Genomic DNA, 13,551 nt, shown 5'->3' with positions numbered 1-13,551 from the left:
ATTCTCGCTATGATGAAACAACGCTTTTCTTTCCCAGCCGCGAGAAAATTATGTTTATCGATTTACGCAGTGACACAGTAACACAACCTAGCGCTGCGATGCGCAGTGCTATGGCCAATGCCGAAGTTGGCGATGATGTGTATGGCGATGACCCAACGGTAAATGCTCTAGAAGCTGAAGCCGCCCGGTTATCAGGTAAAGAAGCCGCGCTATTCTTACCAACCGGCACCCAGGCAAATCTGGTGGCGTTGTTAACTCACTGTCAGCGTGGTGAAGAGTACATTGTCGGCCAGAAGGCGCATAACTACCTGTATGAAGCGGGCGGTGCCGCAGTTCTCGGTAGTATCCAACCCCAACCTATTGATGCCAATGATGACGGTACGCTGCCTTTAGATAAAGTTTTGGCGGCCATCAAACCTGATGATATTCATTTTGCCCAAACGCGACTGCTAAGTTTGGAAAATACTCACAGCGGCAAAGTGTTGCCACTGAGCTATTTACAGCAAGCCAGAGCATTGACCGACGAACATAAACTTGCACTGCATATTGATGGCGCACGTATATTTAATGCCGCGGTGGCACTGAATGTGCCATTAAGCGAAATCAGCCAATATTGCGACACTTTGACTATTTGCCTTTCTAAAGGCTTGGGAACCCCAGTAGGTTCTCTGCTGTGTGGCAGTGCTGAATATATTCACCGCGCCCGCCGCTGGCGGAAAATGACCGGCGGTGGCATGCGTCAGGCTGGGATCCTTGCGGCTGCTGGGCTATATGCCTTAGAGCATAATGTCGCCCGTCTAAAAGACGACCACGACAATGCCGTGTGGCTGGAACAACAACTGCGCTCATTGGATATCGACATTGTGGCTCCCGGCGCACAAACCAACGTGCTGTATATTAAGCAATCGGCTGAATATGCTGCCAAACTTGGCCCTTGGATGCGCGAGCGTGGGGTATTAATCAGTGCTGGCCCCATCACCCGAATGATTACTCATATCAATATCAGCCGCCCAGATCTGGAAAAAGTGGTCGCATTGTGGCGTGAATTTTTGACAGAACAGCGCTCATGACACCACAACGGATATTGGTGCTAGGCGCCAGTGGCTACATCGGTCAGCACCTGATTCCAAAGCTTAGCCAACAGGGGCACCAGGTCATTGCCGCCGCCCGCCGTATCGAATGGTTAAAAGAGCAACCGTGGCCGGGGGTCGATTGCCGCTTTGTTGACCTTTATCAACCCGCAACCTTACATGCTGCTTTGCAAGATATTGATGTTGTTTACTATCTGGTGCATGGCATGGGGGATGGACAGGATTTGATTGAGCAAGAACGTATTGCAGCCAACAATATGAAGACCGCGTTACAGCATGCTGCCAGCACCTCCTCCTCGGTCAAGCAGGTTATTTATCTGGGAGCTTCACAGCCCGGTGATAGCAACTCCACGCACTTGGTTGCCCGCAAACTGACCGGTGATCTGCTGCGCCAGAGTGGCATTCCAGTGACAGAGCTGCGCGCCAGTATCATCATCGGCCCCGGCTCTGCGGCCTTTGAAGTGATGCGCGACATGGTCTATAACCTGCCCATCCTAACGCCCCCACGGTGGGTGCGGTCAAAATCCTCCCCAGTGGCATTGGAAAATCTGCTGGTTTATTTGACCGAATTGCTCAATCACCCGGCCACTGAAAACCGCGTTTTCGATGTCGCCGGGCCGGAATATATAAGCTATCAGACCATGTTCGAGCGCTTTATTGCCATCAGTGGCAAGCGGCGCTGGCTGGTACCAATTCCCCTCCCCACCCGTTTTATCTCAGTCTATTTCATCAATATGATCACCTCAGTACCCACATCAATTGCCAGTGCATTGATTGAAGGGCTGAATCACGACCTACCTGCCGACGGCCAAGCTTTGCAGGCGCTAATTCCTCAGCAACTCATCAGTTTTGATGATGCTGTTAAAGAGACGTTGCGCCGTGAAGATGAAGTGGTGGACTCCGCGGATTGGGGCTATGACCCAGAGGCGCGCGCCCGCTGGCGGCCGGGTTACGGTTTTTATCCCAAACAAGCTGGCTGCCAACTGTATACCACCGCCTCCAGTGAGGCGCTGTGGCACGTGGTACAACAAATTGGCGGCAAAGAGGGCTATTTCTATGGCAATCTGCTGTGGAAAACCCGCGCCTGGATGGATGACCTTGCCGGTGGTGGTGTCGTTTATGGCCGCCCGGAGAGGGAAACACTGGAGTTGGGTGACCTGATTGATGGCTGGAAAGTTATCACTCTCAAGCCAATGCGCCAACTCGCCATGATGTTCGGAATGAAAGCGCCAGGACTCGGGCGGCTGACTTTTACTATCAAAGACTTGGGTGGACGTCGGAGTTTTGATGTTCGAGCATGGTGGCACCCGGCTGGTTTTAACGGATTACTGTACTGGTTTGTTATGATGCCGGCACACCTGTTTATTTTCCGTGGAATGGCCCAGCGAATTACAACTTTAGCCGAGCAATATGACCGCGAGCATCAAAGTAGTGGCCCACAGAGTGCTTCATCAACAAATAAGCCAAACATCAAAACCGTGGATACATCAGCCCAATGAACCAAAAGGCCGATAAATAACGGTTATTTGTCGGCCAATTGAGACATTTGTAATATTTACTCAGCCCTTTCTGATTGCATAGCGCATCATTTCACGGAAGAATGGCATCTTATTTGCGGGGCTAATAGTTCTAAGCTCTAGCATTCTGATTATTGGTGGGAACCGAATTCGCTATGAAGGTATTGGTTACCGGTGCAACCTGCGGGTTAGGCCGAAATGCCGTTGAATATCTCCGTCGTCAGGGCATCAAAGTCATCGCCACCGGCAACAACCCGGCGATGGGCGCATTATTGACAAAATTAGGCGCTGAATTTATTCATGCTGATCTGACCAATCTGGTTTCCTCGCAGGCAAAAGCCATGCTGGCGGATGTTGATACCTTGTGGCATTGCTCCAGTTTCACCTCGCCGTGGGGGACTGAACAGGCGTTTGAATTAGCCAATGTCCGCGCCACACGTCGCCTGGGTGAATGGGCCGCGGCTTATGGCGTAGAGAATTTTATTCATATCTCCTCACCTGCCATTTATTTCGATTATCACCACCACCGTAATATTCAGGAAGATTTCCGCCCAGCACGTTTTGCCAACGAGTTTGCCCGCAGTAAGGCCGCTGGAGAAGAGGTTATCCAGCAATTGGCGCTGTCTAACCCACAGACCCACTTCACTATTTTGCGCCCACAAGGTTTATTCGGCCCGCATGACACGGTGATGCTCCCGCGCCTGCTACAGATGATTAAGTATTATGGCACTTTGCTACTGCCGCGGGGCGGTGATGCATTGGTGGACATGACCTATCTGGAAAATGCGGTTCATGCCATGTGGCAGGCGACCCAAAGCCAAAATACCTTATCGGGCCGAGCTTACAATATTACCAATCAGCAGCCTCGTCCGCTGCGCACTATCGCGCTACATCTGCTGGAAGAGTTGGGGATGACATGCCGCATTCGCTCCGTGCCCTACCCAATGATGGATATTATGGCCAGAGCCATGGAAAAGTTGGGCAATAAAGCAGAGAAAGAGCCGGTACTGACGCATTATGGCGTCGCTAAACTCAATTTTGACCTGACACTGGATACCCAGCGTGCCGAGTTAGAGTTAGGTTATCGCCCAATAGTGTCGCTGGACGAAGGTATTATTCGTACCGCCCGCTGGTTAAAAGAGCATGGTAAATTACGCGGCTGATAAGGTAGGTTAGCTGGAGGTTTGTCATTCACTTTGCCTTGCTGCAACTCCACATTCTTTGGGTATATACTACAATCACTTTCATAATAGATTCTTTCACTTAAGGTCATCATATGAAAAAGAAAAATATTGCCCTGATTCTCCCACTCGCCATCCTGCTCAGTGCTTGTACCACTTCAGTTTCTCCAGCATTCAAGGATGTTAGCAGCCGCACGGCACCTTGTGTTGACGGGGGACCGGACCAAGTCGCGCAGCAATTCTATGACTTACGGATTCAGCAAATTGGTAATAAGAACGGCTTGCCTGACGATAATTTGTCAGCTCAATTTCGCCCTTATCTGAGTCAGGCACTGTATGAAACTATCCAAACAGCCAGAAAACAAGCCGGTAACCGCGCCACTACTCAGGTAAATACCACACAAACTATTAATGGCGATATTTTTACCAGCCTCCGTGAAGGCAGCACCAGTGCCGACGTCGCTAGCGCCTCAACCATCCCTAATACCGATGCGCGGAATATTCCGTTACGTGTCAATTTGACGCACCAAACAGCCGACGGGAAATCCGTGGCGTGGCAGGATGAAGTGTTAATGATCCGCGAAGGAACCTGCTGGGTTGTCGATGATATTCGCTTTATGGGTGTCTCTGCCCCAGCGAGCAGCCTGCGTCAACTGCTGGGCGATCGTTAATTCCGTTAGCTAATCTTCCAGTAAACAACCATGATGTTTACTGGAAGTACCTGATGTAGAACTCTTGCCTTTCAACCACCGAATAAATAAGCCTCAACAAGGAAGTCGTGACTATGCACCCATTCATCCGGTTTATCGCTGTTAGCTGCTTTTTTATCTCCGCGACGGCTCAAGCGCAAAATTGTGGGCAAACCGCCCAACTGCTCAACGAACGTTTAAGTTATATGAAGGATGTCGCGGGCTATAAAGCCGCCAATCATTTGCCGATAGAAGACCTCATCCAAGAAGATAAAGTAATGGATAAAAGTCTGGCTGAAGCCGAGTCGCTGGGGTTAAGTGGCGCATCTATCAAGCCGTTCATGGTGGCACAAATCAATGCCGCAAAAGCCATCCAATATCGTTACCGCGCCGATTGGCTATCACAGCCAGAAACACATTGGCAGCCAAAGCCACTGGATGAAGTGCGAACCCACATTAGTGAGTTAAGCAGCACAATTTTGCGGCAGATAGCGCAAGAGCTGAAAAGCTGCCAACCCGCAGAGATGGGCGATAAAGCGCTATTTATCAAAACCATCCGCCAGCATAATTTAAAAGAAGCTGATGTTGAGATCATCTTCACCACATTCAATCAGATAAAATTGAAATAGCCATATTGGGTGTACCGGTTTTATTCCAGTAAACCGGTACCCTTTGATTTGCAAGTACAAACCTATTTCGCTTGTTTTTTAACCCACACTGCGGATGCTCTGTCAGATTTATTCATCGCATGACAAATTCCCTCTGATAGCATTCAAATCCAAATGTTATGCTGTTATTTAGCCGTAACACTGGTTATTAATAAATTTTAACGCACAAAGATTGCATAAGTATGCCGCGGAAGTTACCATTCACCGCATCATTGGCTATTCAGATTTGGCGCATGAGTATTCAACTTAACGGAATTAACTGTTACTACGGCGTACACCAGGCGCTGTTCGACATTACATTAGATTGTCCTGCGGGCGAAACCTTGGTGCTATTGGGGCCAAGTGGTGCCGGTAAAAGCTCATTGCTGCGCGTACTTAATCTGCTGGAAATGCCTCGTTCAGGGACCTTGCAGATCGCCGGTAATCACTTCGACTTTACTCAGGCTCCGGGCGCAAAAGCTATCCGCGAATTACGCCAGAATGTGGGTATGGTCTTCCAGCAATATAATCTTTGGCCGCACTTGTCAGTGGTACAAAATCTGATTGAAGCCCCTTGCCGTGTGCTGGGTCTGTCAAAAGATGAAGCCATGGCGCGGGCACAAAAATTACTAACACGTCTGCGTTTGACTGATTTTGCTGATCGCTATCCGCTGCACCTTTCTGGTGGTCAACAACAGCGTGTGGCGATTGCGCGTGCATTAATGATGGAGCCACAGGTGTTGCTGTTTGACGAACCAACCGCGGCACTGGATCCAGAAATTACGGCACAAATTGTCAGTATTATCCGTGAATTGGCCGGCACCGGTATCACTCAGGTGATTGTTACCCATGAGGTTGAAGTGGCCCGCAAAACGGCCAGCCGTGTGGTTTACATGGAAAACGGTCACGTAGTGGAACAAGGCGATGCCAGCCACTTTACACAGCCAACAACTGAAGCTTTTGCCAGCTATCTGTCACATTGATATCTATTTGGGAATTTGCGATGAAAAAATTAATAATTGCTGCAGTCCTCGCCAGTATCAGTTTGTCTGCCTCTGCCGCTGAAACTATTCGTTTCGCTGCTGAAGCAACTTACCCGCCATTCGAATTTATTGATGCCAATAATAAAATGCAGGGCTTTGATATTGATCTGGCCAATGCGCTGTGTAAAGAGATGCAAGCCGATTGTACCTTTACCAATCAGGCTTTCGACAGTTTGATCCCAAGCCTGAAATTCAAACGTTTTGATGCAGTTATCTCTGGGATGGACATCACCCCTGAGCGCCAGAAACAAGTAGCTTTCACCCAGCCTTACTATGACAACTCTGCCCTGTTTATTGCAGAGAAAGGCAAAATTGCTGATTTGGCGGCACTGAAAGGTAAACGTGTTGGTATGCAAAATGGGTCTACCCATCAGAAATTCCTGATGGAAAAACACCCTGAAATTACTGCCGTTCCTTATGACAGCTATCAGAATGCCATTCTTGATCTGAAAAATGGTCGTCTGGACGCCGTATTTGGTGACACAGCCGTGGTCAATGAGTGGCTGAAGCAGAACAACCAACTGGTGGCGGTCGGTGATAAAGTGACTGATGCCAACTATTTCGGCACCGGTTTAGGTATTGCGGTTCGTCAAAACAATACCGAACTACAGGGTAAGTTAGATGCTGCGCTGGCGAAAGTTAAAGCAGATGGCACCTATCAGACAATCTATAAAAAATGGTTCCAGCAGTAATTTAAGCACCCATGAATGAATTTCAACCTTTAGCAAGCGCCGCCGGCATGACCGTCGGCCTTGCCGTTTGTGCCTTGGTCCTCGGCCTGGTTCTGGCGATGCTGTTTGCCGTCGGTGAATCATCGCGTTGGAAAGTGGTCAGTTACCTGACCACCGGCTGGGTCACTATTTTACGCGGGCTACCCGAGATACTGGTGGTCCTGTTTATCTATTTTGGCTCTTCTCAGCTACTGATGATGCTGTCAGACGGCTTTACTCTAAATCTCTATCTGTTTGAGCTGCCCATTAAGCTCAATATTGATGATTTCGAGGTCAGCCCGTTCTTGTGTGGTGTTATCGCCCTGGCCCTGCTCTATTCCGCTTATGCTTCGCAAACCTTACGCGGTGCACTGAAAGCGGTGCCTGTCGGGCAATGGGAGTCAGGTCAGGCGCTGGGCTTAAGTCAGGCGGCTATCTTCTTCCGTCTGATTATGCCGCAGATGTGGCGTCATGCCTTACCCGGCTTGGGTAACCAATGGCTGGTGCTGCTGAAAGATACTGCGTTAGTGTCGCTGATCAGTGTCAATGACTTGATGCTGCAAACCAAAAGCATTGCCACTCGAACACAGGAACCCTTCACTTGGTATATGATTGCCGCGGCAATCTATCTGGTGGTTACCCTGCTGAGTCAGTATGTACTCAAATGGATTGAACTCCGTACCACCCGTTTTGAGCGGAGCCCATCCTGATGTTGGAATACTTACCCGAGATTCTTAAAGGGCTGCATACCAGCCTGACATTGACCATCGCCTCTCTGTTGGTTGCTTTGGTGCTGTCACTGCTGTTTACCATTGTGTTGACACTGAAAACCCCGATAGCGAGCCAGGTGGTAAAGATTTACATCACTCTGTTTACTGGTACTCCGCTGTTGGTGCAGATTTTCCTGATTTATTATGGCCCCGGCCAGTTCCCAGCGATTCGCGAATTTCCGTGGTTGTGGCATGTGCTATCGCAACCTTGGTTGTGTGCCATGATAGCCCTCGCGCTGAACAGCGCGGCTTATACCACCTTGCTGTTCCACGGTGCTGTCCGCGCTATTCCGGCCGGTCAGTGGCAATCCTGCGAAGCTCTGGGGATGTCCAAAGCACAATCCTTACGCATTCTGCTGCCTTATGCTTTCAAACGCGCGCTATCCTCCTATTCCAACGAAGTGGTATTGGTGTTCAAAAGTACCTCACTGGCTTACACCATCACATTGATGGAAGTTATGGGTTATAGCCAATTGATGTATGGCCGTACCTATGACGTGATGGTATTCGGTGCGGCGGGGATAGTTTACCTGTGTGTCAATGGTTTGCTGACCCTGTTAATGCGGTTGGTGGAGCGCAGAGCATTAGCGTTTGAGCGGCGTAATTAGGGGGAAGCTTTTCCTAATGGTTTTGCTTGAACTAGGTGCTCAGCTCGGTTGTTAAAGCTTCACTGCTCACTTAATCTCGGATGAACCAACCGCCAAAGGGTGTGAGCGCACACCCTTGTGGAATCCCGCGCTTGCGCGAAATATTGCCCTGCGGGTAAACCTCCTGCGTCTTCCGGGCTTAACGAGCCAGCGCGACGGGCATCCTTGCCCGAGCGCGCTTTTCGCGGGCGTCCATGCCCGCTCACTCTACCCTCCATCCTTGTCGGCAATATTCCTGATTGCGCTTAACATCAAAGTCCAAAAACCAATGTTTTGACCTTAATATTTAAAAGCACATTTGAGCAGCCGAGTGAAGAGAGTAGGCAAGGAAAATGGGCAGGACGCCCGTTTTAGGCGTCGCGCGGAGGGACCCGCGTAAAGCCGTCCGCCAGCCGAAACGATGAGTGAGGGACACCCACGAAGTGGGCTAGCGATACGTGCGTAGGCGCGGGATTGTCAAGGGTGTGCGCCAACACACCCTTGACCGGTTGAGGCCACGGAGATTAAGTGAGCAGTGAAGCTTTAACAACCGAACCGAACACCTAAATGAATATCAACCGAAATCTGATTCGATATCGATTAATCAAAATATCCCCCCTCCTTTTATCACAAAAATAAAAACTAAATTTTTAATCACATTACTTGCATATAAATTCATAAAATGGCAATGTAAACACCATCAACCATCCGAATAAATCGCGATGAAGCATCATCAGTAATAATAAAATCAATAACTAACAACGTATTCTATTAAAAAAATTCAGACAGGAGTTTAAGCATGAAAAAGTTACTATTGGCAACAATCTTAAGTGGTATGGTTTTCAGTGCGACTGCCGCAGAAACTATCCGGTTTGCCGCTTCTGCAACTTACCCGCCTTTTGAATCTATTGGTGCCAATAACGAAATTGTCGGCTTTGATATGGATTTGGCAAAAGCATTATGCAAGCAGATGGAAGCCAACTGTACTTTTACCAATCAGGCCTTTGATAGCTTGATCCCCGCGCTTAAATTCAAACGTTATGATGCAGTCATTTCCGGTATGGACATTACTCCTGAACGTAGCAAGCAAGTGGCATTTACCCAGCCGTACTATGCTAACTCAGCCATTGTCATCGCCCCGAAAGGTAAATTCAGTTCTTTCGCTGACTTGAAAGGCAAGAAAATCGGCATGGAAAATGGCACCACCCACCAAAAATATCTACAGGATAAGCACCCTGAAATTCAAACCGTGGCTTATGACAGCTACCAAAATGCCATTATCGACCTGAAAAATGGCCGTATTGATGGGGTGTTCGGTGACACTGCGGTCGTTAATGAATGGCTGAAAACCAACCCGAATCTGGCGTCAGTTGGCGAGCATGTGACTGATCCGCAATATTTCGGTACTGGGCTGGGGATTGCCGTGCGCCCAGAGAACACCGCGCTGTTGGAAAAACTGAATAAAGCGATTGATGCAGTAAAAGCTGATGGCACATACAAAGCCATCAATGATAAGTGGTTTCCTAACTGATCCACACGTTAATCAGTCCCCAAAGTCATTGGAGTTGCAGGTCGGCAACCAGTAAACACATCCCGATGAGCTTATTCAGGTAAGTGATTCGGGTGGGTGCGCGCAGCTAACCCACCAGCGGCTTCAAGGACGAAGGGTAAGTAATGTCAGCACTTCATAATGGCTAGTATGTGGAAACATATCGAACAACTGCACCCGCTCAATACGGTAATCCGCTAACTGGCCAATATCTTTTGCCATCGTCTCAGCATTGCAGCTTGAATAGAGAATAAATTCAGGTGCCATCTGGCTGAGATAGTGGCACAGTTCGCTGCCAATTCCACGGCGCGGCGGATTGACCAAAACTAACTGCGGCACTTGTGCTTCGGCGGTAGCAAATCGGGTTGAATCGAGCGCGGCAAAATTGACGTTTTTTAGCCCTAACTGATCCGCAGACTGTCGCGCGCAAGCAATAGCTTCAGCACTGATTTCAATCCCGGTAAGCTGAGTATCGGTATCGGCACAATGCAAACCAAACCCGCCCACCCCACAGAACAAATCCCACATGCTATCAATATTCAGTTCACGCCCCCATTGGCGGGCCGTGGCATACAGCGAGGCCGCTACCTGTGGATTAGTCTGGAAAAAGCTTTGTGGGCGGATGAACAACGGTACCTGATTAAAACTCTCGGGTAGTGTTTGTTGCTCAGTTAATGGAATTTCCTGCTCCCCTTCCAAAATCGCCATATGCACCGGCTGAATATTGGCCGAGATAACCGCCAGTTGCGGCAATTGTTGCTGAAGCCACGGCAACGCTGCCCGCAGTTGCGCCAGTTTAGCTTCAGAGCGCAGTACAAAACGCAGCATAAGCTCGCCGCTATAGGTGCTTTCAGTCAACAACAGAAATTTCAACTCACCCCGTTTACGGGCCACGTTATAGGGCGTCAAACCCGCGCGGGCAATAAAGATTTTAAGCACCGCAAAAATGGGGGCAAAACTGGCCGGATAAAGTGGACAATCACACAAATCTACCGCAGTACCATCACGATGCAACATCCCTAACAGTGGGCGTTCAACACTGCCACTGACCACCATTTTCGCTTTATTACGAAAAGCACTTTCACGCCCGAACACCGGATCGAGCCATTGAGCTACGGCATGACCGGATAACAGACTTTCTAAATGATGTTGTTTGTCAGTTAGTTGCTGGGGATAAGGTTTATCCAGCCACTGACAAGAACGGCAACTACCTGCCGTATATTGTGCGCAATGCATTAATAATTGACCGTTATAATCTGAGACGTTAAATAATTTGCAGCCGAGGCTGTTGATGGGAACGGATTGTAGCACTGTGTCACGCTAAACACTCATTTTGGCGCGCGGAAGTCGTGGTGCCAGGGGAAAAACAACAAACCGATAATCACCACATCCGGGATCTTCTGTAACAGCAGGCTATGCAGGATTTCTGCACCGGTATCCCCTTCGACGCGGAAAACATCCACATCAAGAGATAGCCAATCCAGCGATACCATCAATAAATAAACAATGACGAGTAACTGACACACCAGATAGGTCCAGCGCGCCCAATTTTGCCGTAGGCAGACTGCGACACCACACAGGATCTCCAGTAGCAGCAGCAAAATACTGACAGTAAAGACCAAGCCGGAACCCCAGGTTTGCAGACTTTCATAAATAAAACTGCCGGTACCGCTCCAGCCCAGTTCCGCCACCAACAGTAATACCCCGATAAAACGGGTCGCAATGATGGCCGTTCCGGCAATTAACACCGGCACCGGCGTAGTCGCCGCAGATGAAAACGCTGAGGATGAAAATAACGATCTCATATTGCCCTGTTGGTCTCCCTGCTCAGGTTTTGCAACCTGATGTTATCCTTGACAATAACGCCGCTTAAGCGCGGCGTTATAAGATGATGAAAGCCTAACAGTTTTAATGCTAATCAGCTACGGGCAGCTTTACGTAATTCGCGCAATCGCTGTTTTTCCGCGCGGGACATAAACCACCACGCGATTAAGCCGATAATCCCGACCACCAGCAAGATAAGCGTCGCTAAGGCATTTATCTCTGGATTAACCCCCATGCGCACACTGGAGAACACCAACATCGGTAACGTGGTTGCGCCCGGCCCGGCAACAAAGCTGGCAATCACCAAGTCATCCAGCGATAAGGTAAAGGCCAGCAACCAACCGGAGATGAGCGCCGGTGCAATCATCGGCACGGTAATCACGAAAAAGACTTTTAATGGCGTCGCCCCCAAATCCATCGCCGCTTCTTCGATTGACCGATCCAACTCGCGCAAACGAGAACTGATCACCACCGTCACATAGGCGGTACAGAACGTCACATGGGCCAGCCAGATGGTAAACATACCGCGCTCCGCCGGCCAGCCAATGGCGTGGCCCATAGCAACGAACAGCAGCAACAGTGACAAACCCGTAATGACATCGGGCATCACCAATGGTGCGGTCAGCATAAAAGCGAAGCCGGTAGAGCCGCGAAAACGCCCGAAGCGCACCATGACCACTGCGGCTATCGTCCCCAGCACCACCGCCATCGTGGCAGAAGCCGCCGCGATAGTTAGACTCAAGCCAACAGCAGATATCATCGCCGAGTCATTAAAAAGTTCGGTATACCAACGGGTTGACCACCCCGCCCACACGGTGACCAATTTCGAACTGTTAAACGAATAGATAACCAACATCAGCATCGGCGCATACAAGAATGTATAGCCGACAATCAGGATCACCCGGCGCCAGACCGAACGCACTTCCGGTAGGTTATTCATACCGAGCCTCCTGGCTCTTTATTCTGGTGTTTGTGGAACCAGAGTATCGGCACAATCAGCAACACCAACATCACCGTAGCTACCGCTGAGGCCACCGGCCAATCACGGTTATTGAAGAACTCCTGCCACAAAATACGGCCAATCATGATGCTATCTGGCCCACCGAGTAGTTCAGGGATAACAAACTCACCGACCGCAGGAATAAAGACCAGCATGGAGCCCGCAACAATTCCCCCTTTGGTCAAGGGGACAATGACACTGACAAAAGTCTTAAATGGCTTCGCACCCAAGTCCAGCGCGGCTTCAACCAACGAATAATCCAGCCGGGTCAGCGCGGTATAGATAGGCAGCACCATAAAAGGCAGATAGGAATACACCACGCCAATGTATACCGCCAGATTGGTGTGCAGAATAATCAGCGGCTGATCAATAATCCCGGTCCACATCAGGAAGTTATTCAGGATACCGTTATTTTTTAGTATCCCCATCCAGGCATAAACGCGAATCAGGAATGAGGTCCATGACGGCAAAATCACCAGCAGCAATAAGATATTGCGTGTGGATGATTTACTGTGGGCAATCGCCCACGCCAATGGATAGCCGATAATCAGGCAACAAAATGTCGATACCGCCGCCACTTGCAATGATTGCAGATAAGCATCGATATACAGTGGATCATCAAGCAGTTGCAGATAGTTGCCAAGATTGAGCGAGATATCCAACTTACCGTCCAACCAGGTCACCAGGTCGGTATAAGGGGGAACGGCACGCGCCATCTCTGCCAGACTGATTTTAAACACAATCAGGAATGGCAACATAAACAGCAGGAATAGCCACAAATAGGGCATCGCAATGACCAATTTGCGGCCATGCGACATCTGGAAGCGCTGTATCAGCACCTTAACTGGCCCGATAGTGCGGGTCGGTGGCTCTGCTGCCCCACGGGTAGATTCTGGTATCACAA

14 protein-coding genes are annotated in these 13,551 nt (G+C 49.5%); 10 read left to right on the top strand and 4 right to left on the bottom strand.

Annotated elements, in window-relative coordinates:
* Window positions 1–50: 50 nt before the first annotated feature.
* From ltaE to FTA96_RS15650, 10 genes are all read left to right on the top strand, one after another.
* Window positions 51–1,070, top strand: a complete 1,020-nt coding sequence (gene ltaE / locus FTA96_RS15695; RefSeq protein ID WP_050106282.1) for a low-specificity L-threonine aldolase — start codon at window positions 51–53, stop codon at window positions 1,068–1,070.
* On the top strand, window positions 1,067–2,590 hold the full coding sequence (locus tag FTA96_RS15690; RefSeq protein ID WP_235896017.1) for a DUF2867 domain-containing protein: 1,524 nt from the start codon (window positions 1,067–1,069) through the stop codon (window positions 2,588–2,590). The genes ltaE and FTA96_RS15690 overlap by 4 nt, the downstream gene beginning before the upstream one ends.
* Window positions 2,591–2,763: 173 nt before the next feature.
* Window positions 2,764–3,771 (top strand): NAD-dependent epimerase/dehydratase family protein, encoded by a 1,008-nt coding sequence (locus FTA96_RS15685; protein WP_050106278.1) that lies wholly within the window; start codon window positions 2,764–2,766, stop codon window positions 3,769–3,771.
* 113 nt (window positions 3,772–3,884) lie between these two features.
* Window positions 3,885–4,460: a lipoprotein gene (locus FTA96_RS15680; RefSeq protein WP_050106276.1), complete on the top strand. Its 576-nt coding sequence runs from the start codon at window positions 3,885–3,887 to the stop codon at window positions 4,458–4,460.
* A gap of 113 nt (window positions 4,461–4,573) precedes the next feature.
* Complete coding sequence (locus FTA96_RS15675) at window positions 4,574–5,107, top strand: chorismate mutase (RefSeq protein WP_050120961.1); 534 nt, start codon at window positions 4,574–4,576, stop codon at window positions 5,105–5,107.
* Between the two features lie 272 nt (window positions 5,108–5,379).
* Window positions 5,380–6,108 (top strand): arginine ABC transporter ATP-binding protein ArtP, encoded by a 729-nt coding sequence (artP, locus tag FTA96_RS15670; RefSeq protein ID WP_050106362.1) that lies wholly within the window; start codon window positions 5,380–5,382, stop codon window positions 6,106–6,108.
* A gap of 20 nt (window positions 6,109–6,128) precedes the next feature.
* On the top strand, window positions 6,129–6,860 hold the full coding sequence (artJ, locus tag FTA96_RS15665; protein WP_050106274.1) for an arginine ABC transporter substrate-binding protein: 732 nt from the start codon (window positions 6,129–6,131) through the stop codon (window positions 6,858–6,860).
* Window positions 6,861–6,871: 11 nt separating this feature from the next.
* Window positions 6,872–7,588 (top strand): arginine ABC transporter permease ArtQ, encoded by a 717-nt coding sequence (gene artQ, locus FTA96_RS15660; RefSeq protein ID WP_050106273.1) that lies wholly within the window; start codon window positions 6,872–6,874, stop codon window positions 7,586–7,588.
* Entirely contained in the window at window positions 7,588–8,256 is a 669-nt protein-coding gene (artM, locus tag FTA96_RS15655; protein WP_050120959.1) for an arginine ABC transporter permease ArtM, read from the top strand. Before artQ ends, artM begins: the two co-directional genes overlap by 1 nt.
* Before the next feature lie 817 nt (window positions 8,257–9,073).
* Window positions 9,074–9,805, top strand: a complete 732-nt coding sequence (locus FTA96_RS15650; RefSeq protein ID WP_050145396.1) for an arginine ABC transporter substrate-binding protein — start codon at window positions 9,074–9,076, stop codon at window positions 9,803–9,805.
* A gap of 123 nt (window positions 9,806–9,928) precedes the next feature.
* On the opposite strand, the gene rlmC is transcribed toward FTA96_RS15650, so the two are convergent.
* The 4 genes from rlmC to potH form a co-directional block, all read right to left on the bottom strand.
* Complete coding sequence (gene rlmC, locus FTA96_RS15645; protein ID WP_145574256.1) at window positions 9,929–11,059, bottom strand: 23S rRNA (uracil(747)-C(5))-methyltransferase RlmC; 1,131 nt, start codon at window positions 11,057–11,059, stop codon at window positions 9,929–9,931.
* 92 nt (window positions 11,060–11,151) lie between these two features.
* Complete coding sequence (locus tag FTA96_RS15640; protein WP_050106269.1) at window positions 11,152–11,628, bottom strand: YbjO family protein; 477 nt, start codon at window positions 11,626–11,628, stop codon at window positions 11,152–11,154.
* Between the two features lie 113 nt (window positions 11,629–11,741).
* On the bottom strand, window positions 11,742–12,587 hold the full coding sequence (gene potI / locus FTA96_RS15635) for a putrescine ABC transporter permease PotI (RefSeq protein WP_050120955.1): 846 nt from the start codon (window positions 12,585–12,587) through the stop codon (window positions 11,742–11,744).
* Window positions 12,584–13,549: a putrescine ABC transporter permease PotH gene (potH, locus tag FTA96_RS15630; protein ID WP_145574253.1), complete on the bottom strand. Its 966-nt coding sequence runs from the start codon at window positions 13,547–13,549 to the stop codon at window positions 12,584–12,586. Before potH ends, potI begins: the two co-directional genes overlap by 4 nt.
* Window positions 13,550–13,551 lie beyond the last annotated feature (2 nt).

Source organism: Yersinia alsatica, from assembly GCF_902170305.1.
Taxonomy (GTDB): domain Bacteria; phylum Pseudomonadota; class Gammaproteobacteria; order Enterobacterales; family Enterobacteriaceae; genus Yersinia; species Yersinia alsatica.
The sequence above is the reverse complement of the archived record's forward strand: the minus strand, read 5'-3'. Positions and strand labels throughout refer to the sequence as shown.